The 25045-nt window shown below is 62.5% G+C and carries 20 protein-coding genes; 7 read left to right on the forward strand and 13 right to left on the reverse strand.

The annotated features are described in order from the left end of the window. Positions 1–73 precede the first annotated feature (73 nt). A complete protein-coding gene (locus tag Q8O35_RS10810) occupies positions 74–1786 on the reverse strand; it encodes a glycosyltransferase (RefSeq protein WP_305573133.1) in 1713 nt (570 codons plus the stop codon). Positions 1787–1964: 178 nt separating this feature from the next. Here Q8O35_RS10810 and Q8O35_RS10815 point away from each other — a divergent pair, with 178 nt between their 5' ends. Beyond that, positions 1965–2822 (forward strand): hypothetical protein, encoded by an 858-nt coding sequence (locus tag Q8O35_RS10815; RefSeq protein ID WP_305573135.1) that lies wholly within the window; start codon positions 1965–1967, stop codon positions 2820–2822. Positions 2823–3038: 216 nt separating this feature from the next. Here the strand turns inward: Q8O35_RS10815 and Q8O35_RS10820 are convergent, their stop codons facing one another. Both Q8O35_RS10820 and Q8O35_RS10825 read right to left on the reverse strand, forming a co-directional pair. Continuing rightward, positions 3039–3464 (reverse strand): MarR family winged helix-turn-helix transcriptional regulator, encoded by a 426-nt coding sequence (locus Q8O35_RS10820; RefSeq protein ID WP_305573137.1) that lies wholly within the window; start codon positions 3462–3464, stop codon positions 3039–3041. A 157-nt stretch (positions 3465–3621) separates the two neighbouring features. Then, on the reverse strand, positions 3622–5328 hold the full coding sequence (locus tag Q8O35_RS10825; RefSeq protein WP_305573139.1) for a glutamine--tRNA ligase/YqeY domain fusion protein: 1707 nt from the start codon (positions 5326–5328) through the stop codon (positions 3622–3624). 283 nt (positions 5329–5611) lie between these two features. On the opposite strand from Q8O35_RS10825, the gene Q8O35_RS10830 reads away from it, so the two are divergent. The 4 genes from Q8O35_RS10830 to amrB all read left to right on the forward strand — a co-directional run bounded on the left by Q8O35_RS10830 (position 5612) and on the right by amrB (position 12596). Beyond that, on the forward strand, positions 5612–7015 hold the full coding sequence (locus tag Q8O35_RS10830) for an NAD(P)/FAD-dependent oxidoreductase (protein WP_305573141.1): 1404 nt from the start codon (positions 5612–5614) through the stop codon (positions 7013–7015). 174 nt (positions 7016–7189) lie between these two features. Further along, positions 7190–8209 carry a sigma-54-dependent Fis family transcriptional regulator gene (locus Q8O35_RS10835; RefSeq protein ID WP_305573143.1) on the forward strand — a complete coding sequence of 340 codons (1020 nt, stop codon included), beginning with the start codon at positions 7190–7192 and terminating at the stop codon, positions 8207–8209. Between the two features lie 23 nt (positions 8210–8232). Then, positions 8233–11745, forward strand: a complete 3513-nt coding sequence (locus Q8O35_RS10840) for a lipopolysaccharide assembly protein LapB (RefSeq protein WP_305573145.1) — start codon at positions 8233–8235, stop codon at positions 11743–11745. Between the two features lie 17 nt (positions 11746–11762). Then, positions 11763–12596 (forward strand): AmmeMemoRadiSam system protein B, encoded by an 834-nt coding sequence (gene amrB / locus Q8O35_RS10845; protein WP_305573147.1) that lies wholly within the window; start codon positions 11763–11765, stop codon positions 12594–12596. Positions 12597–12697: 101 nt separating this feature from the next. On the opposite strand, the gene Q8O35_RS10850 is transcribed toward amrB, so the two are convergent. Continuing rightward, the gene (locus tag Q8O35_RS10850; RefSeq protein ID WP_305573149.1) at positions 12698–14332 is read right to left on the reverse strand and encodes a caspase family protein; all 1635 of its coding nucleotides are present in this window, start codon (positions 14330–14332) and stop codon (positions 12698–12700) included. A 207-nt stretch (positions 14333–14539) separates the two neighbouring features. On the opposite strand from Q8O35_RS10850, the gene Q8O35_RS10855 reads away from it, so the two are divergent. Together Q8O35_RS10855 and fdhD are read left to right on the forward strand one after the other, a co-directional pair. Beyond that, positions 14540–15820, forward strand: coding sequence for an Nramp family divalent metal transporter (locus tag Q8O35_RS10855; RefSeq protein ID WP_305573151.1), 1281 nt, complete (start codon positions 14540–14542; stop codon positions 15818–15820). Positions 15821–15865: 45 nt separating this feature from the next. Beyond that, positions 15866–16654, forward strand: coding sequence for a formate dehydrogenase accessory sulfurtransferase FdhD (gene fdhD / locus Q8O35_RS10860; protein ID WP_305573153.1), 789 nt, complete (start codon positions 15866–15868; stop codon positions 16652–16654). Between the two features lie 26 nt (positions 16655–16680). Here the strand turns inward: fdhD and Q8O35_RS10865 are convergent, their stop codons facing one another. The 9 genes from Q8O35_RS10865 to Q8O35_RS10905 form a co-directional block, all read right to left on the reverse strand. Beyond that, positions 16681–17487, reverse strand: coding sequence for a hypothetical protein (locus tag Q8O35_RS10865; RefSeq protein ID WP_305573155.1), 807 nt, complete (start codon positions 17485–17487; stop codon positions 16681–16683). Positions 17488–17588: 101 nt separating this feature from the next. Then, on the reverse strand, positions 17589–18242 hold the full coding sequence (gene rpe, locus Q8O35_RS10870) for a ribulose-phosphate 3-epimerase (RefSeq protein WP_305573157.1): 654 nt from the start codon (positions 18240–18242) through the stop codon (positions 17589–17591). A 24-nt stretch (positions 18243–18266) separates the two neighbouring features. Beyond that, positions 18267–18725: an AsnC family transcriptional regulator gene (locus tag Q8O35_RS10875; RefSeq protein WP_305573159.1), complete on the reverse strand. Its 459-nt coding sequence runs from the start codon at positions 18723–18725 to the stop codon at positions 18267–18269. Then, positions 18725–19918 carry a heme b synthase gene (ahbD, locus tag Q8O35_RS10880; RefSeq protein ID WP_305573161.1) on the reverse strand — a complete coding sequence of 398 codons (1194 nt, stop codon included), beginning with the start codon at positions 19916–19918 and terminating at the stop codon, positions 18725–18727. The genes Q8O35_RS10875 and ahbD overlap by 1 nt, the downstream gene beginning before the upstream one ends. Positions 19919–19924: 6 nt before the next feature. Beyond that, positions 19925–20911 carry a porphobilinogen synthase gene (gene hemB, locus Q8O35_RS10885; protein WP_305573163.1) on the reverse strand — a complete coding sequence of 329 codons (987 nt, stop codon included), beginning with the start codon at positions 20909–20911 and terminating at the stop codon, positions 19925–19927. Between the two features lie 100 nt (positions 20912–21011). Further along, positions 21012–22196 (reverse strand): 12,18-didecarboxysiroheme deacetylase, encoded by a 1185-nt coding sequence (ahbC, locus tag Q8O35_RS10890; RefSeq protein WP_305573165.1) that lies wholly within the window; start codon positions 22194–22196, stop codon positions 21012–21014. Between the two features lie 134 nt (positions 22197–22330). After that, positions 22331–23476, reverse strand: a complete 1146-nt coding sequence (locus Q8O35_RS10895; RefSeq protein WP_305573167.1) for an OmpA family protein — start codon at positions 23474–23476, stop codon at positions 22331–22333. A 128-nt stretch (positions 23477–23604) separates the two neighbouring features. After that, positions 23605–23958, reverse strand: a complete 354-nt coding sequence (locus Q8O35_RS10900) for a hypothetical protein (RefSeq protein ID WP_305573169.1) — start codon at positions 23956–23958, stop codon at positions 23605–23607. A gap of 5 nt (positions 23959–23963) precedes the next feature. Beyond that, positions 23964–25010, reverse strand: a complete 1047-nt coding sequence (locus tag Q8O35_RS10905; RefSeq protein WP_305573171.1) for a YIP1 family protein — start codon at positions 25008–25010, stop codon at positions 23964–23966. Positions 25011–25045: the final 35 nt, after the last annotated feature.

Raw genomic sequence — 25045 nt, forward strand, 5'->3', positions numbered from 1 at the left:
ACACATTGCTGACTATGGCAAAGAATGCCGCATTTCTCAAGACCGCTTTGTCCGGCCACAGAAACTGCTGCGGCTACGAGAAAGTGGCGCGCATGAGGCCCAACAACTCCGCCATCCTGTGAACGTATGTATGCTGCGCAAGTATGCGTGCCCGTGCGGCATCGCCCACCCGCGAGCGCAAGGCGCTGTCTTTCAGGCAGCGCAACGCGAGCTCCGCGACCTCTCCAGGCTCATCATACACCAGAACCTCGCGTCCTGGCTCAAACAGACGATCCAACTGCTCGCGCCTGTCGGTAAGCACAAAGCCTCCGCTGGCAGGCACGTCGAACACCCGTTGATTCACCGCGCCCTTCATTTGCCGGCTGGTGCAATTGAGGCTTACGCGGCTCATGGGATAGAACCGGGGCAGATCGTCATAGTAGTCCAGGCGCGGTAAAAACCTCGCAGAACTTACCGGTCCGAAGGCGTTGCACCACCCCTCGGAATCACCAGCGATGACCGGCGCAAAGGGCTCCAGGGCGGTCACGCAGGCCCAGCGATACTGACGCGTGGCCTCCCAGGTCAAAAGCGACTCGCAGGCCAGACGCTGGGTCGTGTCAGGCAGTGCGCGCAGCCTCGCGGCAAGCTCCGGATGCGCGCTTGCAAGATAGGCGTCAACGTCGCGCTCGGACGACTCACCGAACCCTGCGGCGATGTCAACGTAGTTACGGACAAGTTCGGGCACGGCTGCGCAGGCCGCCAGGCTCTCGGACACGGCGCGGACCATGGAGTCGCCCACGAAGGAGACATCCGCGCGCCAGGTTTCCGGGCCAGAGGGCAATCCAGGGCGAAAACGGCTCACGTCCGTGGCCAGAGGCAGATAGTGGACATGCTCGAACCCCGCGGCGCCCAGGCTCTGAACATTGTCCGCGTCCCAGGTGAACAGGGCGGTGCCGGGCCGGGCAAGGCCCTGATAGCGGGAAAGGATGAGGTGCGGGTTGTCCACGAACCAAGAGGCCAACGGGAGGCCAAGACGTTCCAGCAATTCCGACAGGCGGCCCTGGCTGTCCAGGCCAAAATGATTCACCGTGAGGACGAAATCAGGCCGGAAGTCCAGCACCCTGCGCAGCAGGTCTTCCACGAAGGCGGTGCTGCCCTGATCAGCAACAGGCACGGCCAAGGGCGACCAGGGCACGTCTAGCTGCGTCAGGGCGGCCTTGATCTCGGCGTTGAGAAAATATGGGCGGTCCAGAAACAACACACGCGGCTTTGCAGACCGGAACTTCGGGTACGCGGCCTTATCCCAGAAATTAGCCTTGGCGCTGGCGGACAATACGTCAAACAGCGCGCCGTACAATGCCGGGCACACGCGACGTGAAGCCGGAGCCATCAAAGGAGCGAAGGGGAGCCCCCCGTGCTCCGCCTGCCAGCGGGTCAACTCGGCCAGCGCTGTCTCGGCATCGGCGGCGGCGCACCACAGGATGTTTGGCGCAGCGCCGAAACGCCGACGCAGGCCGGTAATCTCCCAGACGGCGGCCTCGTTGTCCACAACGGCCACTGGTCCGCCGCTGCGAGTCAGCAGTTCCAAGCAGCGGCCAAGGCTCGGACCCAACAGCACTGGCAGGCTGCGCGGCGGCACGCAATCAGCTAGAGCCTCCTCGCGTTCGCGCCCGCCACGGCCCCAGAGGCTCCACTTTTTTCCGCCCACGCCAAGACGCAAGTCCACCAACTGCCCGTCTGCAAAGACAGGCTCCGCGTGGGCGACAGCAGGCTTTCCGCTCTTGATGGCGCTCTTTTCGTGCAGCATGGGACTCCTTCTTGCCTCTGACTGCAAGGATCGTGACAGGTCCAACTATGCCGAGCCAGGTGAATCTGTCATTCGGGGCTAAAGTTTGCCGTACTAATGGACGAAAAAGCAATCGATAAGGGTTATTTTCGGCACACGGACCGTGCCTGCCCGCGAACTCCCAAGGAAGGGGAAGCCTATGGACACCAACACCCGCATTCGGGTGATCATACACTGCCGTGGCGCAGGCGCTGACCTCTTCAGGACATTGATCTCCCTGGCCTGCCAGACAGTTGGCTCGCAATGTCTGCACGTCGTTCTCGCCAGCACCGCGCCACAGGATCACCTTTCTGGCGAAGCGAAGCTGCTGCATGATTCGCTGGGCTTCAAGAGCCTGGACGTCCAAGACGCTAGGGGAGCCCACCACACCAAGGCTCTGAACACCGCAGTCCTGGGAGGGCAGGAGGACATCATCGCCCTAGTGCCGGAAGGCGCGCGCCTCAGTCCTCGCTTCGTGTCGAGCTGCTTGCCGGCTCTGGAGCAAAAGCAAGCCCAAGCAGCCTTCCCCACACATACGGCAGGAAGCCCGGACAAGACTCCGTTTGCCCGGTTGCTGCCCTTCAGCTCGGAACAGCTGACTCGCTTCAACCCTGTGGGCCCGGTCACTCTTGTGCGCCGGAAGGCCTGGGAAGAAATGGGAGGCCTTCGGCCTGACGTGCAACTCGCCATGTGGGACTTTTGGCTGCGCCTGGCCTTGGCTGGCGGCGTCATCACTCGGGTACCCGAGCTGCTGGCCTTTTGCCCCCCGCTGCACAAACTGCCGCCCTGGCAGGACGGTCAGGCCAAGGCGCTCCTTGTGATCGCCTCGCATGGAGCCTTTGAGGCAAGCGTTTGCCGTTGGGCTTTAGCCCTATTGCGCGGCGAAGCCTGGGCCTCTCCATTCGCAACGGGACTAATCCCCAACCCACGCGAGGTCCAGTCGATGTTCGCTGGCCTGCCGGCTGCACCCCCACCTGGCCCATGGAACTGGAACGGCACCGATATACGCACAGCCTGAGCCCAGGTCAGGTGATTCGTTGTCCCCACACGCTCGAAGGCAAGAAAGTACTATTGCCGTCTACCCCCGCGCCGACGATGCGGGTGAGAGACGGGGGCCGGACGTTGACCGCACCGATATTGCGCTTCATGACATCATCCCCGTTTGGTTCCGAACATCCGATTGTATGTACACGCAATAGACAGGGCTGGCGCCATAACGCAAGCCCCTACGCCTTCACTTACCCAAAGTTTGGCAGGCCGCATCGATTTCACGCGCCAACCGGTCTGCCTCGGGGCCAAGCACTGAGGCGTAGGCGATATGCAGACGCTTCCAGGCCTGCTCAACGCCCTTGAGCAGCCCGAGTCCCCTTGAGGTGGCGGCAAGGCGCGCGGTACGGCCCTCTGCCGTACGCGTGAGCAAACCTTTGGCGACGAGCTGATCCACGAAGCGCGTAACAGTGGAGGGGGCAAGGGAAAGCCTCTCGGCCAGTTCTCCGGGTCCGATTCCGGGCTCCTCCGCCGCCAGCATGAGCACAAAGGCGTGCGACGGCGAAAGCCCAGTGGGTGCAAAAGCCGCATCCGCAAGCCGACCAACGGCCCGGCTAAGAGAGCCTGCCGTAAAGTACAGACATTGATGCACGAGTTCGCTGGACTTGGTCATAGGAGCTCTCCTGAGCGTAAGAAGGAAGTCATGGGGCGGCGGCATCAGTTGCATGTACAACTAACGAGATTTCTCCTGACATGTCAACACCCCCGCGCAAAGTAAAAGGCCGCCCCGGTTTCCCGGAAGCGGCCTCTGCTTTCCATAGGCTGGGTAGCTATTTGCCGCCCTGCTTCTTCTCGATCTTGCCCCAGGTGTCTTTCAGGGTGGCGGCGCGGTTGAACACCGGCGCGCCGGGCTTGCTGTCCTTCTCGTCGGCGCAGAAGTAGCCCAGGCGCTCAAACTGGCAAATCCAGCCGGGGGCGGAATCGGCCAGAGCCGGTTCAAGCTTGGCTCGCACAACCTCAAGGGATTTCGGGTTGATGCAGGAGGTGAAATCCTCCTCCGCACCTGGGTTCGACGCGGTGAACAGCAGATCATACAGGCGGACCTCGGCGTCAACGGCATGGGCCGCGCTCACCCAATGCAAGGTGCCCTTGATCTTGCGACCGTCCGGGCTGCCGCCGCCCCGGCTCTCGGGGTCGTAGGTGCAGCGCAGCTCGGTGATGTTGCCATCCGCGTCCTTCACCACCTCTCGGCAGGTGATGTAATACGCATAGCGCAGGCGCACCTCGTTGCCGGGATACAGGCGGTGGTACCCCTTGGGAGGCACTTCTCTGAAATCATCCTGCTCAATGTACAGAACCTTGGAGAAAGGCACCTTGCGCATGCCCATGTCCTTTTCCGGGTGCCAGGGGAAATCAAACACGTCGTCCGTCTTGTCATCGGGATAGTTCTCGATGACCACCTTAAGCGGCCTGAGCACGGCCATGGCCCGAGGGGCGCGGGCGTTCAAATCCTCGCGCAGGCAGTGCTCCAACAGCCCGTATTCCACCATGTTGTCGGAGCGCGCCACGCCGATGCGTTCGCAGAAATCGCGCATGGCCTCGGGCGTGAACCCGCGCCTGCGGATGCCGGACAGCGTGGGCATGCGGGGATCGTCCCAACCGGTTGTGATGCCCTCGTTGACCAGATGGATGAGCTTGCGCTTGGAAAGCACAGTGTGGGTCAGGTTCAGTCGGGCAAACTCGATCTGCTGCGGATGGAACACGCCCAGCTCGTCCAGAATCCAATCATACAGCGGCCTGTTGTTCGCAAACTCCAGGGTGCAGATGGAATGCGTCACGCCCTCTATGGAGTCGGACAGGCAATGGGCGAAGTCGTACATAGGGTAGATGCACCAGGCATCGCCCGTACGATGGTGATGCACATGCTTAATGCGGTACAGGGCCGGGTCGCGCATGACGACGTTCGGAGAGGCCATGTCGATCTTGGCGCGCAGCACGCGTGTGCCGTCTGGGAATTCGCCAGCGCGCATGCGGGCGAAGAGTTCCAGGTTCTCCTCTACGCTGCGGTCACGGTACGGGCTGTTTGTGCCCGGCTGCTTCAGAGTGCCGCGGTTGGCGCGAATCTCCTCGGCGGACTGGTCGTCGACATAGGCCTTGCCCTTCTTGATGAGTTCCACAGCATAGGCGAAAAGCTTCTCAAAATAGTCAGAGGCGTAATAAAGACGATCCTCCCAATCGAAGCCCAGCCACTTCACGTCGCGCATGATGCTCTCGACGTACTCCACTTCTTCCTTGGCCGGGTTGGTGTCGTCGAAGCGCAGATTGGTGACCCCGGCAAACTCCTTGGACAGGCCGAAATTCAGGCAGATGCTCTTGGCATGGCCGATGTGCAGGTAGCCGTTGGGTTCAGGCGGAAAACGGGTCATAACGCGACCGGCGTTCTTGCCCGAGGCGATGTCCTCGGCCACGCGGACGCGGATGAAATTCACATGGGCGGACAGGGAAACGTCGCCAGAATTCTTTTCGGACGTGGTCATGCGCGGTATCCTTCTCTCGATATTCAGCGTTTCAGGAAATTCGAGGGGCTGGCGAAACAGTCGCCCCAAGCCAACAACCATAGGTGAAACCGCCCCTGCGGTCAAACGAAGCAGGGCCGGACAGGCTCTGCTCAAGGCCCAGGCTAAAGAACGTGAGACTTGCTGCCGCTCTGCAACATCTACATTCCGCACAGCTTGCCGTCTCTGCTCAGCCGGTGTTACAGATGACATGCTCCAGACGCGTGCGCATGCGCACGCCGCAATCAACCGCAAGAGGTTTCACATGACTGCTGCCAAGACCACACGCACCGATTTCGACGTCATCATTGTGGGCGGCGGACCCGCCGGACTCTTCGCAGCCGCCTGGCTGGGCGAGAACACAGAACTCTCAGTTCTGGTGCTGGAAAAAGGCAAACAGGCCCAAAAACGCGAATGCCCTGTAGGCCGTCTGGGCTGCATCCACTGCAAGCCCTGCAATATCCTTTCGGGCATCGGCGGGGCCGGGCTGTTCTCCGACGGCAAGCTGAACTTCATCCATAAGCTGGGCAAGACCGACCTGACCCAGTTCATGGAGGAGTCCGCAGCCATGGCCCTCATCGACGAGACTGAGGCCATGTTCAACCGCTTCGGGATGGATGGACCGGTATACCCCACAAGCATGGACCAGGCCAAAAAAATCCGCGCCCAGGCGAGGAAGACCGGCATCGACCTTTTGATCATCCGTCAAAAGCACCTGGGCAGCGACAACCTGCCCCGCCTCATCGCCGACATGACTGAGTACATCAAAGCCAAGGGCGTCACCTTCCACACGTCCGAGGAAGTCAAAAGCGTCATAGCCGAGGACGGCGTAATCAAAGGCGTGGTCACGGGCAAAGGCGAGTATACTGCCCGCGCCGTCATCCTGGCTCCGGGCCGCGTGGGTGCGGAGTGGGTGGGCAACCAGGCCCGCGAACTCGGCCTCGCGCTCTCGCAACGCGGCATCGAGGTGGGAGTGCGCGTGGAAGTGCCGCGCGAGGTCATGCAGGAAATATGCGAAATCATATACGATCCAACATTCTTCATCCGCACCAGCAAGTACGACGACCAGACACGCACCTTCTGCACCAATGACGGCGGATTCGTTGCGCTCGAAAACTACCAGGACTTTGTCTGCGTCAACGGCCATGCTTACATGGACAAGAAGAGCCCTAACACAAACTTCGCCTTTCTCTCCAAGGTGGTGTTGAACGATCCGGTGACCAACAATCAAGCTTACGGCGAGCACATCGGGCGACTTGCCTCGCTCATCGGCGACGGCAAGCCCATCTTGCAGCGTTTCGGCGACCTGAAGCGCGGACGGCGCAGCACCTGGCAACGCATCAAGAACAGCTCCATCGAGCCCACGCTCAAAAACGTGATCTGCGGCGACATTGCCATGGCCCTGCCTGAGCGCATCCTGACGAACCTCGTGGAAGGGTTGGAAAAACTGGGGCAGGTGTTGCCCGGCGTGGCCAACGACGAGACTCTGCTCTATGCACCCGAGATCAAGTTCTTCGCCACGCAGATCGAAACCACCTCAGACCTGGAAACGGCGGTTAGCGGCCTGTTCGTTGCGGGCGACGGCCCAGGCGTAGCCGGAAACATTGTTTCCGCTGCGGCCACAGGGCTCATCCCAAGCAAGGAGATCGCCCGGCGCCTGCGCGGGTAGAGTCAAGCCCGCCAGCATCCACCGCAACGCAAGCGGCCCGCCCCAACATCCAGAACGCCTAAATATTTTCTAGAAAATGGTTGACTTCGCGTCATTTCCTTGACAGTGAGGGAGGCACGCCTTGCGGGCGCTCACTTTGCGTCCGCCTTCAGGGGACATTTCTGGGGAGGAGCAATGGCGCTCAACATCGACGGCATCATTGGCAGCAGCCCCGCCCTGCGCGAGGTTTACAAAATCCTGGAAAAGGTGGCCCCCACCGACAGCACGGTCCTCGTCACCGGGGAGTCCGGTACGGGCAAGGAACTGCTGGTGCGAGCCCTGCACAAGAACAGCAGGCGCCACGACAAGCCCTTCGTGCCCATCAACTGCGGCGCAATCCCCAGGGAATTGCTGGAATCAGAACTTTTCGGACACGAGAAGGGCGCCTTCACACACGCCATCCGCTCCCGGCCTGGCCGGTTTGAGCTGGCCGACGGCGGCACCATCTTCCTTGACGAGATCGGCGAGATGGACCTGAGCCTGCAGGTGAAGATCCTGCGCGCCCTGCAAGAGAAGGAAATCGAGCGCGTGGGCGGCACAGTGACCAAGAAGGTTGATGTGCGCGTTGTGGCCGCCACCAACCGCGACCTTGAAGTCGAGGTCGCTGCCGGGCGCTTCCGCGAAGACCTGTTTTACCGCCTGAACGTCATCCCCATGCACCTGCCCCCCCTGCGGGAACGCGGGGAGGATGTCATGGTCCTGGCCGAACATTTCCTGCACGACTTCTGCCAGGAGAAGGACCGCAAGAAGCTCTCCATTGGTCCTCAGTCCCGGGCTCTGCTGGTGAACTACTCTTGGCCGGGCAACGTGCGCGAGCTTGAAAACTTCATGGAGCGTCTGTCCATCCTGTGCGAAGGCCCGCAGGTAACCCCAGCAGACCTGCCGGAAAAGATCCAGCGCGCAGCAGGCATAGAGCCGCCCCAAACCGCAATCTCCGCCGACCTCGCGCCGCAGGGTTTTCGCTGGCCGGAGCTTCAAGACATGCGCGACAAGGGTTTCGGCCTGAAGGAATTCCTGGATGAAATCGAGGAGCGCCTTTTGCAAGAAGCATTGGGCGAGGCCTCTGGCGTCAAAAACCAGGCCGCGGAACTACTGGGCATCAAGCGCACAACGCTCATCGAGAAACTGAAGAAGCGCAACCTCCTGGACTCTTGAGGTTGCAGGGGATCGGCTGGCCCGTGTCCTTAAGACGTCTCACCGCCACCATAGGCCTTCTGGCGGCCCTGGCTGCAGCAGGCGCTGCACAGCCCGAGGAGTCCTGCGCTCTGCAGGCCGCCTATCGCGTTGGCCCTGACTCGGACACGCTCACAGTATCCGCCGAAGGCGGCACGCTGCCAAAGTATTCTGTGCGCCGCACAGGCCCCCAGGAACTCACCGTCACCTTCGACGCCGCCGCTGGCGAAAAAGCTCCACGCACTCCCAATCTTGGGGGTTCCAAGCTTGTTTCCGGCGTGCGCCCAGCGCCCGGAGGCTTCAAAATCCAGCTTAAAACCAGCTCCTTCGGCTACGTGAATTTTCCGGTAACAGGAAAACCACAGCTACAGATTCAAATCTTCCCCGATGCAATCGGAGCGACCTGGGGCCAGGGAAAAAAAGAGGCCGAGAAGAAGGCCGAGCCCGCCAAGGCCAAGGCCGAGACGGCGAAGGCAGAAATGCCAAAGGCTGAACCAGCAAAAGCCGACAAGCTCACAGAGAAGCAAAAGAAAGAGCAGGCCAAGGCTGAAAAGCTTGAGGAGGCCAAACGCGCCAAAGAAGCCAAGGCAAAAGCTGCAGAAGAAGTAAAGCAGGCCGCTGAGGAAGCGAAACGCGCGGCCAAGGAACCCAAGCAACAGCCACAGCCTGCACCTCAAGCCGCTCCACAGCCCGTTGCGCAGGCTGCACCGCAGATTGCTGCGGCCAAGCCCGCCCCGCCCGCAGACGGCACCCAAGGCCAGCCTTTTTTTTCCGTGCCCTATTCCATGCGTATGCCCGTTAACAAGGCAGTGCTAGGCCCCCCTAGCGGCGCCACCACCACACTGCCGCAGGTGGCGGACCATGCTCCGGAGCCTGTGTCGCAAGCAAAGCAGCCGCCCCAGAAGCAGGTTGGCGGAAAAATTCCCCCTGGCGTGGTGGAAAAACCCCTGCTTCAGGAGCAGACCACCTCAGCGCCGGCCCCGCGCCCGACCGAGCACGCGCCGCCTCCATCCATTTCGCTTTCCGCGCCTGCGCAGGCCCCTCTTCCCGCGCCGCCAGTGGACCTGGCTCCAGCCAAGGGCCAATCCGGTGTGCGTTTTCGTGCCGACCATCGCGGCCCTGGCGATGCCCGCCCGGCCGAAGTGCTTTCGGGCGAGCCTGCTGCCCCGAAGGTCGCTCCGCGTGGCCAAGACATGGTCCAAGGTCAGCCTGCCGCTGCCGCTCCGCAACCCGGCAAGCCCTGGGAGGTGCGTCAGACCGTCCAGAAGGTGCTGGCTCCCAGCGCGGCCTCAGCCAACGCCACACTGCCCCAGGTGGGCGGTGCGCCGGATGCCCATGCCGCCAATGCTTCGACAGAGACGCATGCTCCGCAGGCCGAGGCGCACGCGGCCAACGCTTCCGGCACTGCGACCGAGACACACGCGCCCAACGCAGCCAACGCGTCGGCTCCTGCCCCCGCAGAGCCCCACGGCACACCAGGAAGAGAATCCGCGCCCGGCGCACCGGCCAAGGGCGGCAAGGACAAGGAACCGCAAGGGCCGCTCACCGCCGACCAGGTCAAGGACGCGCTGCTCCAGGCCCAGACGGACATGGTGGGCGGCAAGTGGGACGCGGCGGCCAAGGCTCTTGAAGGCCTTCTGCGCGAACCCAACCTCAAGGGCGAGCAACGCGAGGAAACCCTCTACACCCTGGCCGACGCTTACATGCAAGCATACAAAGACAGCATGCCCGCAAATTACGACAAAATCACCGGGGCGCAGCTGGCGGCCATGAACTCCAACCAGAAGTCCAACCGGGTGCCGCGCGCCCTCATCAACCTGGGCCTTTTGAACCTCAAGGTGAACAACCTGCCCGAGGCCAAGGCCTACTTCAACATCGTCAAGAATAAGTACGCGCACGACCAGAACGCCCCGATCATCCCTTTCTCCCTGGGCGAATACTATCGAAACAAGGGCGACTTGAAGCAGGCCGCAGACCAGTACCAAAGCCTGATTCAGAATTATCCCGACTCTCGCCTGACCAAGGACACGGCGTACATTCTGGCGCAGGTGCTGCGCAAACTTGGCAACTTCGAAAAAGCCTTCCAGATCGTGGACTACCTCGACAAGCGCTGGCCGCTCTTCTACATGGACAATCCATCGTTCCTGAAGCTCGCGGCCGAGGTGGAGGAGAAAGTTGGCAAGCTGGCCCTGGCAAAGGACCACTACTGGACCTTCTACAACCTGAATCCCGAAAACGAGTTCGCCGACATCACCCTTGTGCGCATCGGCGACATCTATCTGCGCCAAAACAAGCTCGCCCCGGCCAAAGAGGTGTACCAGAAAGCCCTGCGCGACTTCCCCGACCGCGAGGGCGGGCTGGTGGCGCGCATGCGCCTGGCCGAGGAAGGCATCTACGATGATCCCACCATGAGCGAGATGGGGCCGGTATTCGGGCGGCCCGTGTCAACACGGCCCAACGAGACCTACGAATTCATCATGGCCAAGCACCCGGAGAGCCCGCTGGCCCCCCTGGCCCACATCAAGCTCGGCATGTGGCAGTTCCACACCAAAGCTTACATGGAGGCCATGAACACCGCAGCATCGTTCCTGGAAAAATACCCCAAGAGCAACCTTGTGGGAAAAGCCAACGAACTCGGCTTCCAAGCGTTTCTCATGGCTCTTCCTGGGCTTGTGCAGGAGGGCAACTACGCCCGCGTGCTGCAGATCTATGACACTGCGCCCTTTGTGAAGGAAAACCAGGCCAAGATCGGCGACGAAGCTCAGATGGCCATTGCCGTAAGCGCGTGGAAGCGCGGGCAGGGCGATCGCGCCCTCAAGCTGGCGGGACGCTTCCTGGGCAAGCAGCAAGTGCCCAAGTACTCCGAGATGGCCCTTGATCTGGCCATGAACATTTTCCTTGAACGCAAGGAATGGAAGCGCATCTCCGACCTGGCTGCCAGGGCGGGCGCAGCCTGGAAGCTCTCGCCCCGGCAGAAGGCCCAGTTCGAGAACGCTCGGGCCATGGCCCTAGAGAATCAAGGCGAGACGGAAAAGAGCCTGCCCCTGTGGACGCGCATTGCAGGCGACCCGGCCACGGACCCGGCCACCCGCGCCCACGCCACCTACGTGCTGGCCAAGGACGCCGCGCGCAAGCAGGACATGCACCGCCTCTTCGCACTGTCGCAGGAGGCCCTTACCCAGCTTCTTGCCGCTGGCGGCGACAAGGACAAGATCAAGGACTGCCTGCTCATGACCATCACGGCCACGGAGCGTTCCGGCCGCTTCAATGAGACCCTCAAGTGGGGCCGCGAGTTCGACCGCATCATCCCGGAAAGCGACCCGGATTGGGCGCCCATGCGCTTGCGCCTGGCCGACATCTACCGCCAGGGCAACCAGATGGACGAATGGAAGACCCTGCTGACCGACATCGTAAAAAAGAAGCCCGGCACGGTATACGCTCGCATGGCCACACAGGCCCTGGACAGCAGCGCGCTGGACCAGCGCCTTCAGAACTATATGACCCGGCCGCCGCGCTAAACGCCAAGGAGACCGCCATGCCCATGCCCTTTGTCGAGATTCATGACCGCCAGCCCGCTGTGGCCGGGCAGTTCTACACCAACGACGCCGAGGCCCTCCGGGTCGAGGTGGAGGGCTACCTCTCCCAGGCCCAGCCGAAGAACGCGGCCCACACCATTCTGGCAATGGCTCCGCATGCGGGCTACTATTATTCCGGCATCATCGCGGGCATCACCCTGGGCCAGGCCAACCTGGCCGAGACCGTGCTTCTGCTCGGCCCCAACCACACCGGCCTGGGCAAGCCTTTTGCGGTATGGCCCAATGGCCGCTGGCTCTTCCCCGGCGGCGCGCTCAAGGTGGACGAGGAGCTGGCCGCGCTGCTTTGCGACAAGGAACCCCTGTTTGAGCCCGACACCCTGGCGCACCAGCGCGAGCACTCCCTTGAGGTCATGGTGCCCTTCCTGGCGACCTTGAACCCGAACACACGCATCGTGCCGGTCAGCATCTCGCACCCCAGCCTGGACACGCTCATCGGCGTGGGCAAGACCATTGGCCGCGCCTTACGGGCCTTCGACAGGCCGGTGAGCATACTGGTGAGTTCAGACATGAGCCACTTCGTGCCACACGACCTGGCCAAGGCACAGGACACGGAGGCGCTGGAACCGGCCCTGCGCCTGGACGCTGTGCGCTTTTTCGAAACCGTTCGCGGCAGCAACATCAGCATGTGCGGCGTGCTGCCCATGACCGTAGGCATAGCGGCAGCCCTGGAGCTTGGCGCTACGGAAAGCGAGATAACGGGCTATGCCACCTCGGGCCAGATCAACGGCGAAATGCGCCGAGTGGTGGGCTACGCGGGTATGCTGGTGAGCTGAACAGACTGTGCACAGGCGCATCGGGAACACGTCAAACGCGAAAATGCGCCCCCCTGCCTGACGAACCTGAGCCTGTGGGGCACTCCGCACAAGGCCAAACCCTACCAGTCGCGCTGTTGCACAGCCCGCACCATGCGGCCAGCCATCCTGCCACGCTGATCGCCGTGGCGCGCTTCAACATCGTCCCTTTCGCAAAAGATGGGAATGTCGCCGTTTTCCGTGGCGCGCAAGTAACCCACGCACTCAATGACCCGTTGCGGCGGACGGCCACGCAGAACATTCCGCAAAAAGCGGGCCGGATCGCCCAGGTCTTCCTTCGGCGGATCTACGCTCATGCGCAGGTGCAGGTTGCCATCCTCCATGGCTAAACCCGTCAGGCTCATGCGGTCAACGAGGTGAGGATCGCCCGCCAGGGTGCCGAACAGAGTGTCGCCGCCAGGCTTCAACACGAGTATTGGCAAGGGCCGTCCATTGTCCGTCTCCAGCCGCCACGCGCCTGCCAGTCGCTGCAAAACAGCGGCTCGGTCCTCTATGCGGGGGCGCTGCACAGCGGGCGAGGGAGCGGAAGGCGCTGTCGGAGTCTGCACCGTTGCGGTATTGCCGCCGCCGCCAACGCTGGCCACCTGAATCTTGCCCTGCTGCTGCGCAAGCCTTTGGGCCTGCTCCGCCTTGGCCCTGGCAGCGGCCACTTCGGCGCGCTCCTGCTCCAGCTTGCGACGCTCGGTCTCCAGAATGGCCAGCTGTTCCTTGAGACGCACCTCTTGAGGAGCTTGGTCCGCCTTCAGTTTTCGCGCCTCGTCCTCATCCAGCTGCTGCCTGCGGCGTAAAAGCTCGGCCTTCTCCCGCTCCACCTGCTTCTTTTCCGCCTCAAGCCCGGCGATGTACTCCTTGAGCCGCTGCTCCTGCAAACGCTGCTGCTGCGCAGCCTGGGCGGCAGACATCTGGCTGGCGGCCACTGCGGCCGGCCCCGAAGGCTGCCCCCCTGCAAGAAAAAAATAACCAGCGATGGACGAGGATTCCCAAGGGACCTGCTTCTTTCCCGTCTCGTTCATGACGCCGATGCGAACGCGCTTGAAGACTTCCTCAATGGGCACGCCCGGCGTATTGATGTTCTCCAACAGGTACTTTGTGTACAGCCCATTCTGGCCGCGGCCATCCGAGGCCACGGAGTTGGGCGCCGTGGCGTAGGCCACCAGCGAGCCCGTGGGCGCATCCATGCGCGCCAAGCCTTGGTCGGCGGAGCGGAAGGATCGGGTAAAGGGATTGTTGCGGCAGGCGTCCAGAATAACGATGTTCAGCTCGTTGCCCGCGTCCTCCATCTTGCCCAGCACGCGCCCCGCGTCCACGCATTCGAACTTGGCATCGGATTCGCTGGACAGGCGCGCGCCGATGGGCACCAGATAATTCACACCCTGCACCTGCACCCCGTGCCCGGCGTAATAAAAAATGCCGACGCCGCCGCGCTTGAGCTTCAGGCCGAAGTCGCGGATGGCGTCCTCCATTGCCCGCAGGCCCACGTCCGTCTTAAGCTGCACATCGAAGCCCAGCCGCGACAGCGCCCTGCCGACATCGCGAGCATCATTGGCAGGATTCTTCAGCGGCTTATCGCCGTACGCGGAATTGCCCATGACCAGGGCGTAGCGCCCGCCGCTTTCCGCCTGGGCAGGCGTCAGCGCCAGTGTGGTGAGCAAAAACAGCGCACAGAGCGCAGAAATGAGTTCTTGCATGCGGCGCATGGCTTCCCCCGATGGATCACAATGAAACGTACAGCCTTACTCTTAACGTCTATAGCCGAGGCCCAGGCTGCTGGCAATTACCGATGGCGCAACAGCCTGCCTCGCTGCTGGACACACAAGCTCCCGACGGGTAGGAATTTGGTGCAGGATGTCTGGAGCTTTCGGCTCCGGGCAGAAACGATTATCTGCAAGGACGGAGCCAAGCACGTGATCCCAGAACGCATCAAGCAGTGGTTCGCCCATACCCACGCGCCCCGCTTCACAGGCTTGGAGATCCTCAAGTATATCGGCCCAGGCCTGCTGGTCACTGTGGGGTTCATCGACCCCGGAAACTGGGCCGCCAACGTGGCCGCCGGATCGAGCTTCGGCTATTCGCTGCTCTGGATGGTGACGTTGTCCACGCTCATGCTCATTGTGCTGCAGCACAACGCTGCGCACCTGGGCATCGCCACGGGCCTGTGCCTGTCCGAGGCCGCCGTGAAACACATGCGCCCGGCAACGGCGCGCGTGCTGCTGGGCTCGGCCATGCTGGCCGCCGTGGCCACCGCCCTGGCGGAACTTTTGGGCGCGGCCATCGCGCTGAACATGCTCTTCAACCTGCCTATTTGGGCAGGGGCGCTTCTCACCACAGGCTTCGTTGCCTGGATGCTCTACTCAAACTCTTACCGACGCATGGAGAAATTCATCATCGGCTTCGTGTCGCTCATCGGCATCTCCTTCATCTACGAGCTGACCCTGGTCGACATACCCTGGAGCGTTGCGGCGGTCGGCTGGTTCAAACCCAGCTTCCCCCCAGGCTCCATCCCCATCATCATGAGCGTGCTTGGCGCAGTGGTCATGCCGCACAACCTGTTCCTGCACTCGGAGGTCATCCAGAGCCGCCAGTGGAACCTTGAGGACAAGAAGGTCATCCGCCACCAGCTGCGCTTCGAATTTGCGGACACCCTCTTCTCCATGCTGGTGGGCTGGGGCATCAACAGCGCCATGATTCTCGTGGCTGCTGCCACCTTCTACACGCACGGCGTGAACGTGGACGCCCTCGAACAGGCCCAGGCCATGCTTCGGCCCATCCTGGGCAGCTCCGCCGCCCTGGTCTTCGCCCTGGCGCTGCTCATGGCAGGCCTGGCCTCCAGCGTCACTGCGGCCATGGCTGGCGGCAGCATTTTCGCCGGGCTTTTTTCAGAACCCTTCGACATCAAAGACGCCCACAGCAGACTAGGGGTTGGCCTGACCCTTGTGCCCGCCGCCCTGGGCATCCTGTTCATCGCCACCCCGTTCCAGGGGCTGGTGGTGTCTCAAATTCTGCTCAGCATCCAGCTCCCATTCACAATTTTCCTGCAATTCCGGCTTACTGCCTCACGCAGTGTCATGGGTGAATTTGTGAACAGTTCCTGGCATAATTTCGTTCTCGCCTGTATAAGCGCCGTGGTTGTGGCCTTAAACCTCCTGCTTTTGTGGGATACTTTTTTCGGAAGCGGCGCGGCATGATGCTCGTCGCACTGGACAGCCCTCTACCCTGACCACGGAGACCGGATGACGGACAGCTTCCCCTACGAAATACAGGAGTACACGGCCAGCGGACGCAAAAACGTGTCCATCGAGGCCATCCGCGAAGTGCCTCTGACCATCTACCTGAATGACCGCGAGGTGGTGACGCTTCTATGCACCGGCAAATACCCCCGGCACCTGGCAGTAGGCTTCCTCAAGAGCGATGCGCTGCTCACCGACCCTGCGCAGCTCCTGGATGTGGATGTAAAGGACGAGGAGACGCGCATCACGGCCAGCGTAACTGTGAGCCACGACCCCTGGGCGGGCGGGCGCACCATTCAGCGCTCCATCACCTCCGGCTGCGGCAAGGGCACCAACTTCGACCGCAACGTCGAGACCATCTCCAAGCGTCGTGTGGATTCCGGCCTCAAGGTAACTCCTGCGCAGATCCTGGCCCTGGCTGGCGAGCTTAAGCGCCGCAGCACCCTCTACAACCACACGCGCGGCTGCCACAACTCGTCGTTGTGCACCCCGCAGGAGATGCTGCTCTTCCGTGAGGACATCGGTCGTCACAACGCAATCGACATGATTGTAGGGGAGTGCTTTCTGGAAGGTTTGCCGACTGAGGACAAGATGATCGTGTCCACAGGGCGGGTGGCCTCAGAAATTCTGCTCAAGACCGTGCGCATCGGGGTGTCTGTGATGGCTTCCACAGCCGTGGCCACCAGCTTCTCTGTGGAGCTGGCGCGCAAGATCGGCATGACCCTCATCGGCAACATCAAGGCGGACAGCTTCTGGGTCTACAACGACCCGGGCCGCATCATCCAAGGGTAACCGCAGCAAGCCGGAATAATCCGCAGCTACTTCTCCGCTTCCGGCTTGTACAGACCGCGCAGCCACTCGGCCACCATGCGTGCGGCATCACGCGGGACGCCCGCGTGGTCGGCCATGATCTCCTCGTAATCGCTTTTGGGATGCGAGGGGGCCTTGGTGTACACATATGTACGGCCAAGATGACAGAGCGGGTCGCGCAGGCCTACCACCCACAGAAGCGGCACAGGCTCCTTCAAGGCTGCGGCGGACCTGGGCATCACCGCCGCGCCATCCGGGTCGTTGAAGCTCAAGTACACTTCCGCTGTGGTGGAAAGGTCGTAATCCTTGTCCTGGTTGATATCCACGAACAAAGACTTGGTGGTTCCGCCCACATTGGCCAGCAGGGATCGCGCCTTGCGCACATCGGGCAAAAAAACTTCGCGGTGTCGTTCGGGATCGTGGGACGGGGCAAGGGCGGCGATGGCGAAAACCCCACCCCTGTTTGCGGCGAAGCCCAGAGCGGCGTTTGCTCCCAGGCCATGCCCCACAAGGGCGATTCGGGTGCAGCCTCCAAGGCGCAGCTCTTCTGCGGCCATACCGATTTCCACCAAGGCCTGCTGATAGGTGGCGTCAAAGCCACGTTTCTTGGACCAGGGCAGCTCCGGGGCAAGCACCAGGAAACCCACGTTGCGCAGCACCCGTATCAATTCAGCCAGCTGCTTGTCCGGACCGCCGTTCTTGTCGTGCAAAACAACAACGCCAAGCTGATGGTCGGCATGGGCTGGGCTGGCGCCCAAGACGCTGGCAGCAAAGGCAAAGACTAGAGCAAGGATGAAAGCTGGCAATCGCGGCATAGCCTCTCCTGGTGCTGGAGGGGTGAGGCGAAAAATCGTCCCATCAAGCGTATGATATAGCCCGCTTGCAGGCGGTTGGCAACCCTAGGAAAAGACGCGAATCAGACGGCGCAACGCGCTTCGAACTGGCGCAGGCGTTCTGCGTAGGGAGGAAAACCGAAGAAGGCCGAGCCGGAAACAAGCACGTCCGCACCGGCTTTGGTGAGTTCGGCGCAATTATCCAGGGTCACGCCGCCATCAACCTGAATGAGGGTCTCGGCCTTGGCCTCGCGGATCATGGCCTTGAGCTCACGCACCTTGTCCATGCAGAAAGGGATGAATTTCTGGCCGCCGAACCCGGGATTGACGCTCATGATAAGCACCATGTGAAGCTGCGGCAGCAGGTAGCGGACAACTTCAAGAGGCGTGGCCGGATTCAGTGCAACGGCAGGCTTGGCACCGGCCTGGGCGATGGCCGCACAGGTGCGCTCCAGGTGGTTGGTGGCCTCGGCGTGAACGCAGATGAGGTCAGCGCCAGCCTTGGCGAACTCGTCGACGTAACGCCCCGGCTCGTCGATCATCAGGTGGCAGTCGAAGAACAGGTCGCTGGTCTTGCGCATGGCGGCGATGACCGGCGGCCCGAAGGTGATGTTGGGCACAAAGGAGCCGTCCATGACGTCCAGGTGCGCCCACTTGATCCCGGCGGCCTTGAGCGCGGCCAATTCATCGGCCAGGCGGGCGAAGTCTGCGGAGAGAAGCGAGGGCGAGAGGATCATACGGGGGCTCCTTTGGAAGCGCGGCTAGTCGGCTGCCTCGCCCATGGCGAAGTCAACCTTGATTTTGAACAGCTTGCTGGCGGGCAGGTTCATTATCTCCACGCCGGTCTTGGCGGTGATGTCGGCCAGCACGGCCTCAATGGCCTCGCTGCTGGGCGCGATGAGCGCAAACCAGACATTGAACTTGTGCGCGCGCAGATAGTTGTGCGTCACGCCGGGGTGCTGGTTCACCTCGGCCACGAAGCGGTCCAGCTTGTCCAGGGGCACCTCGGCCCCGCAGAGGGTGCTCTTCCAGCCCAGCTGCCGGGAACCGAAGTTGGCCCCCATGCGGCGGATGACGCCCTCTTCCTTGAGCCGCCGCACACGCGCCAGCACCTCGGCCTCGGTGAGGCCCACCTGCTCGCCCACCACGGCGTAGGGCCGGGTGTCCACGGGGAAGCTCGACTGGATGATGTCCAGAATCTGTTTGTCGTAGGCGTCCATCAGCCCTCCTGGCCCAATTTGGCCAGCTTCACCGGCGTGTGGGAGCACAAAGGCTCCTCGCGCAGGTAGCCGCCGCGCATGGTGGCGGCGCGGGCGCGGCAGCCGCCGCAGACCTTCTCATACTCGCAAACGCCGCACTTGCCCTCGTACACCTTGGGGTTGCGCAGGTTCAGGAACTGCTGGCTGCTGCGCCAGATCTCAGGGAAAGGCGTCTGGCGCACGTCGCCGCAATGCAGATCCAGGTAACCGCAGGGCTGTACGATGCCCGAGTGCGAGATGAAGCAGAAGCCCACGCCGCCAAGGCAGCCGCGGGACACGGCGTCGAGGCCGAAGGTCTCGAAGTTCACCGGAACGCCCTCCTCCTTGGCCCGCTGGCGCAGGATGCGGTGGTAGTGCGGGGCGCAGGTGGCCTTGAGCTGCATGTCCGTGGTCTTGCGGAAATCATAGAACCAGTTGAGCACTTCCTCGTACTCATGGTCGCTGATGACCTGGGCCCCCAACTCCGCCGCGCGGCCCGTGGGCACGAGGAGGAAAATGTGCCACGCCGAAGCGCCGAGATTTTCCGCCAGATGGAAGATCTCCTTGAACTGGTGCAGGTTGTCCTTGGTCACCGTGGTGTTGATCTGGAACTCCATGCCCACGCTTTTCAAGTGCTCGATGCCCTGCATGGAGGCAGCGAAGGCGCCCTTGACCCCGCGGAACTCGTCGTGGGCCTGTGCGTTTGGCGCATCGATTGAGATGGAGCAGCGCTCGATGCCGCAGTCCTTGATGCGCCGGGCGTTCTCGGCGGTGAGCAGCGTTCCGTTAGGAGCCATGACGCAGCGCAACCCCTTGCTCTTGGCATAGGGGATGAGCTCGAAGATGTCGTGGCGCATGAAGGGCTCGCCGCCCGTGAAGATGATGATGGGGCTGCCCGTGGCCGGGAAGGTGTCGATGAGGGCCTTGGCTTCCTCGGTGGACAGCTCGCCCTCGTAGGGCTCCGGGTGCGCCTCGGCCCGGCAGTGCTTGCAGGCCAGATTGCACGAGCGAGTGACTTCCCAGGCGATGAGCCGGAGCTGGGGCATGCCGTCCACGCCCTTGCCTATGGCGTGCTCGCCGGGATGCTTGTCGATGCGGCCAGGATGGCCTCCGGGATGACCAGCAGGCATTCCGCCGGGATGTCCGCCAGGGTGTCCTTTCGTATGATCGTGCATGGCGTCCTACTTGTTCAGCCAGCCGAGGACGTCCTCGGCGAAATAGGTGAGGATGATGTCCGAACCTGCGCGCTTGAAGCTGGTCATCATTTCCATGACCATGCGCTCCTCGTCGACCCAGCCGTTCTGGGCCGCAGCCTTGACCATGCTGTACTCGCCGGACACGTTGTACGCGGCGATGGGCGCGTCAAAGGTGTCGCGAAGTTGGCGGATGATGTCCAGATAAGGCAGGCCGGGCTTGACCATAAGGATGTCCGCGCCCTCGTCCAGGTCGGCTGCGGCTTCACGCAGGGCCTCGCGGCTGTTGGCCGGGTCCATCTGGTGGGTCTTGCGGTCGCCGAACTTGGGCGTGCTGTCCGCTGCCTCGCGGAAGGGTCCGTAAAAGGCAGAGGCGTACTTCACGGCGTAGCTCATGATGGGCGTAGAGGCGAAACCGTTGTCGTCCAGCGTCTCGCGCAAGGCCAGAATGCGGCCGTCCATCATGTCGCTGGGGGCCACTATGTCGGCCCCGGCGCGCACATGGGACAGCGCGGCTTGCGCCAGCAGATCCAGAGTCGGGTCGTTCAGGATCTCGCCGCCCTTTTGCACAATGCCGCAATGGCCGTGGGAGGTGTACTCGCACAGACAAACGTCGGTGATGACCACGAGCTCCGGGAAGCGGTCCTTCAGGCGGCGCACGGCCTCCTGAACGATGCCTTCGTCGGCGTAGGCCTGGGAGCCCTGCTCGTCTTTTTCTTTGGGGATGCCAAAGAGCAGCACGCTTTGCAGGCCGTTCTTCACCGCCGCAGCCACCTGTTTCTCCAACTGCTGGAGGGAAAGCTGAAACTGGCCGGGCATGGAGCCGATGGGCTTCCTGAAGCCCGCATCGTCGGTCTCGACCACGAAATACGGCATCACCAGGTCCGCCGGGCGGATCTCGTTCTCGCGCACCATGGCGCGAACGCCTGGCTTCATGCGCAGTCTGCGGCCACGGTGGAAATCGGAATCGAGCATGGCGCTGTCTCCTCGTGTTGCAGCGGCGCGACTCCGCAGGGGAATCGCGCCGGTATGGGAACTGCGGGGGCCCCCGGTGCGGAGGCCCCCGAGGGTATGGCTAGTCTTTCTTGATCTCTTCGTCCGTCAGGTAGCAGGCCGGGTCCTGCGCCCAGATGTCGCCGTAGAAGGCTTCGGCGCGGGCGCGGAAGTTGCCGCCGCAGATGTTAAGGAACTTGCAAGTGGCGCAACGGCCTCCCACATGGGGCTTCTTGTCCTTAAGCTTGTGCAGCAGCTCGATCTCGGGATCGTCCCAAATCTGGGAGAAGGGGCGCTCAAGGACGTTGCCGAACACATGCTGACGCCAGAACTGGTCCGCGTGGACCTTGCCGTCCCAGGAGATGCAGCCGATGCCGCGGCCAGTGCTGTTGCCCTCGTTCATCTGCAGAAGCTCCATGACCTCGGCGGCGCGCTTGGGGTCTTCCTTCAGCAGTCGGTAATAGACGTGCGGGCCGTCGGCGTGGTTGTCCACGGTGAGGACTTCCTTGGGGCGGCCAGCGTCGAAGAGCGCGCGGGTCTCGTCCATGATCAGGTCCACCACGGCTCTCGTCTCGGCGTGGTCCAGGTCTTCCTTGATGAGCTCCGAGCCGCGGCCCGAGTACACCAAGTGGTAGAAGCAGATGCGCGGAACGTCGAGCTCGCGCACGATCTTGAACAGCGTGGGCACTTCGCCCTGGTTGCGCTTGTTGATGGTGAAGCGCAGGCCGACCTTGAGACCCTCGGCCATGCAGTTCTCAACGCCCTCGATGGCCTTCTTGAAAGAGCCGGGCACGGCGCGGAACTTGTCGTGGATCTCCTCACCGCCGTCGAGGGAGATGCCCACGTAGGACAGGCCCACCTGCTTAAGCTCGCGGGCCTTTTCCTTGGTGATGAGGGTGCCGTTGGTGGAGATGACGGCGCGCATGCCCTTGCCGGTGGCGTAGCTCGCCAGCTCGACCAGGTCCTTGCGCACCAGCGGCTCACCGCCGGAGAACAGCATCACCGGCGCGCCGTAGGCGGCCAGATCGTCGATGAGGGCCTTGGCCTGGACGGTATTGATGTCGTCGGTGCCTTCAGGGTCCACAGCCTTGGCGTAGCAGTGCACGCACTTGAGGTTGCAGCGCTTGGTCATGTTCCAGACCACCACAGGCTTCTTGTCTTTCGAGAACTGCAGGAGGTGCGAGGGCAGCTTTCCGGACTCGCGGTTGTAGCGCAGGGCATCGGAAGCCTCGACGGCTCCGCAGTAAAGTTTGGATATGCCGATCATGAAAACCTCGTTCTTGAAAACGTTTGGTGTCGCGGAGCGGATTCGTACCACAAACAGGGCCGGGCGCAAAGCCGAAAAAAAGGGCGGCCGCAGCCGCCCTAAATAGGAATACTTGCCGAAAAAGTAAACGGGAATTAATGAGCCGCAACGTCCAGGCGCACTTCAACCCGGCGGTTGCGCTGCTTGTTGGCCGGGGTGGTGTTCGGCACTAGGGGCCGTGACTTCCCAAACCCCTCGGTCCGCAGCAATTCCGGCGCGACTCCGCCCTTCTCTGCCAAATAGGCCTTCACAGAAGCGGCCCGGCGCTCGCTGAGCTTCTGATTATACTCGTCTGTGCCGACGATGTCGCAGTGCCCGGAGACAACAACCTTGCGGCCCTTCAAGTCGTCGGACTTGAGCGCCTTGGCCAGTTCGTTCAACAAACCAAATGACTCCTGGCGAATGCGGGAGGAATCAAAATCGAACTCAACCTTGAGCTTCACGCCGTCGGCATTGCCGCCCTTGCCGTTCGCCCCGTTCAAGAGCCCGGCAGCCATGTCGCGGGAAGAGCCTGCGCCGCCCTTGCCTGCGCCGCCATAAGCTCCGCTGGCAAGGATGTTCCGCGTCATGCCCTGTGAGGTGTCGGCGAAGCCCAGTTCCTCATCCGAAGGCGGCAGCCACGAGTTGAGCGGCACGGCCATATCAGCCGCAATGGAGGCCACGGCCTCGGCAATGGGGGAATCGGACAAGCGCGTTTCCAGAGAAAAAATAATCATGTCCTTGGTGCGCTTGGCTTCTACTCGCGCGCTCTGGTCCATGGACAGCACGAGGTTGCCGCCCTGGGTCTCGTACACGCGTATCTGCAGGGTGATGGCCGTGCTGTCCACCGTGCCGCCGGTAATGAGGTAGGGGACGATGCCCACGATGACGAGATCGGCCCCGGCGCGCCGCGCCACGGATACCGCATGCTCCGGCCCCCGATAGACCAGCTGCGGGTCGTAGGCAAGGGTCTGAAACACCTCAAGCCCGGTCCAGGTCTGGTGGACAAGACGCCCCAACTCTCGTCCAACAAGCATGTGGTTGTCCATCTTCTGCGCCACCCAGAAAGGATACATGAGCACCTGGGGCGAGTCGGACAAACGGGTCTTGGGCCGCATGCTTATGGCGAGCTTGGATTTCTCCACCGGCGCATCACGATAGATTATGGTTTGCTGGGTCACACCTGGATCCACGTGCCCGCAGCCCGAAAGGGCAAGGACCGCCAGGATGACCAGGGCAAGTGCGCTAAGGATTCGCTTCATGGCAACTCTCGGTTTTAAATGACTTTCTTCCTGTGCGCGACGAAATTACGACGCTGGCACAGTCCCTGTCGGGCATGAAGCAAGATACGTACCGCCTAGGCCAAGGGCCTAGAGGCAACGCCGGGGAGTTACTGCAATAGACGGGTGGGGGAAGAAACCTGGCCCATGACGCGCAGCAGCTGTTCACGCGACTGCACCAGGCCCTTGCGCAATTGCTGGCGCTTGCCGGAATCCAGGCACCGGAACTCCGGCGCCTGGGCCAACAAGACCAAACGGTCCATTTCTTCATGCACAGCGCGGATGCGGGACTGGAGCCTTTGCTCAGGCGGGCACACGCGGCGCGCGGCCTCGGCCAGGGTCCGCACCTCCCCGGCCAAACGCAACAAACCGCCGGGGTTCTGCTCCTGGGCGGCGCGGCGCGCGGAACGCAGGGCGCGCCACTTTCGCCGAAGCCAGTGCAGGACGGGCCTTTCCTCGTTCATGAACGTCAGCCCGCCTGCACCATGCCCTGCATGAGGCCAAGCAACGCGGCCAGCATCATGAGTATAGGCACGAGAACTGCGAACATGGCTGCGGAGAGGCGGCTGCGGTGGACCTCCCTGAGGCCGATAATAGTGAGGCCGATGCTCCAGACGCCGCCGATGAGCGGGCCAACGCCAGGAATGATGCCCAGCAGCAGGGGCGCAGCGGAATAGCACAGCACGCGGAAAGTCGCCTCGGCTCCAGAGTCGCCGGAACGCACCATGCGCAGCAGCAGGTGGATGATGCCGGTCATGAGCATGAGCCGCAGCACGAGCAAGAGCGGATATACGAGAAACAGCAGGGCTGGCGCCGCGCTGGCGGCGCCAAGTCCAAGGTCCATGAGCTCCGGGCTGCCAAGATACTCTGCTGTGGCGCCAATGCCCGCCATGCCCCAAAGGTACTGGCAGACAATCATGAACTCGGCCAAGAGCAGATGGAAGACCAGCGGCTTGGCCATGCCGCCCTGGGGAGGCATGGAGCGGAAAAAAACCGCCGGGCTCATGAGGATCATGCGGATGGTGCCCCACAGGCCGGGGAAGAAGCCATGCCGCGGCAGATCCTCAAAGGGTACGGGTGAGCTGGCCTGGAGGGACGCGCCGGACTCCATCGGCAACGGCTCGCCTGAATCCAGAGGCTGTGGGGCGCCTTCCGGCGATGTCGGAGTCGCGCCGCCGTGCTGGCCCGTGGAGTCTGGAGCTTTGGGCTGCGAGGCCTGGGGACCTTGCAGGCGTTTCCAGGCCTCGGCCGCAGAGGTCCGCTGGGCGGTCATGGGATCTGACTGCCCTTGGTCAGAGGCCGGGGTCGGTGGTTGCCCCGGTCCCTTGAGAAAACCGCCGGTGGCGCTTTGCGCCGTGCCGACAACCTTGAACGCTGGGGCAGGCTCAAGATCGTCCACCACGCGGAAGCGGAATTTGTGCGTACACTTGGGGCAGGTAGCCATCTGGGCGCGCGGGGGAACCTTGGCCTCATCGATCTCCCGGGCAAACCCGCACATGGGGCAAATAATCCGCATCCGTGGTCCTTATGATAAGTGAGGTTGGTGGAACT

Origin of the sequence: Humidesulfovibrio sp. (assembly GCF_030689645.1) — a bacterium.
Classification (GTDB): domain Bacteria; phylum Desulfobacterota; class Desulfovibrionia; order Desulfovibrionales; family Desulfovibrionaceae; genus Humidesulfovibrio.

Coding starts and splice junctions, on each gene's coding strand:
- Q8O35_RS10810 (WP_305573133.1), bottom strand. CDS start 1,786: ATGCTGCACGAAAAGAGCGCCATCAAGAGCGGAAAGCCTGCTGTCGCC.
- Q8O35_RS10815 (WP_305573135.1), top strand. CDS start 1,965: ATGGACACCAACACCCGCATTCGGGTGATCATACACTGCCGTGGCGCA.
- Q8O35_RS10820 (WP_305573137.1), bottom strand. CDS start 3,464: ATGACCAAGTCCAGCGAACTCGTGCATCAATGTCTGTACTTTACGGCA.
- Q8O35_RS10825 (WP_305573139.1), bottom strand. CDS start 5,328: ATGACCACGTCCGAAAAGAATTCTGGCGACGTTTCCCTGTCCGCCCAT.
- Q8O35_RS10830 (WP_305573141.1), top strand. CDS start 5,612: ATGACTGCTGCCAAGACCACACGCACCGATTTCGACGTCATCATTGTG.
- Q8O35_RS10835 (WP_305573143.1), top strand. CDS start 7,190: ATGGCGCTCAACATCGACGGCATCATTGGCAGCAGCCCCGCCCTGCGC.
- amrB (WP_305573147.1), top strand. CDS start 11,763: ATGCCCATGCCCTTTGTCGAGATTCATGACCGCCAGCCCGCTGTGGCC.
- Q8O35_RS10850 (WP_305573149.1), bottom strand. CDS start 14,332: ATGCGCCGCATGCAAGAACTCATTTCTGCGCTCTGTGCGCTGTTTTTG.
- fdhD (WP_305573153.1), top strand. CDS start 15,866: ATGACGGACAGCTTCCCCTACGAAATACAGGAGTACACGGCCAGCGGA.
- Q8O35_RS10865 (WP_305573155.1), bottom strand. CDS start 17,487: ATGCCGCGATTGCCAGCTTTCATCCTTGCTCTAGTCTTTGCCTTTGCT.
- rpe (WP_305573157.1), bottom strand. CDS start 18,242: ATGATCCTCTCGCCCTCGCTTCTCTCCGCAGACTTCGCCCGCCTGGCC.
- Q8O35_RS10875 (WP_305573159.1), bottom strand. CDS start 18,725: ATGGACGCCTACGACAAACAGATTCTGGACATCATCCAGTCGAGCTTC.
- ahbD (WP_305573161.1), bottom strand. CDS start 19,918: ATGCACGATCATACGAAAGGACACCCTGGCGGACATCCCGGCGGAATG.
- hemB (WP_305573163.1), bottom strand. CDS start 20,911: ATGCTCGATTCCGATTTCCACCGTGGCCGCAGACTGCGCATGAAGCCA.
- ahbC (WP_305573165.1), bottom strand. CDS start 22,196: ATGATCGGCATATCCAAACTTTACTGCGGAGCCGTCGAGGCTTCCGAT.
- Q8O35_RS10895 (WP_305573167.1), bottom strand. CDS start 23,476: ATGAAGCGAATCCTTAGCGCACTTGCCCTGGTCATCCTGGCGGTCCTT.
- Q8O35_RS10900 (WP_305573169.1), bottom strand. CDS start 23,958: ATGAACGAGGAAAGGCCCGTCCTGCACTGGCTTCGGCGAAAGTGGCGC.
- Q8O35_RS10905 (WP_305573171.1), bottom strand. CDS start 25,010: ATGCGGATTATTTGCCCCATGTGCGGGTTTGCCCGGGAGATCGATGAG.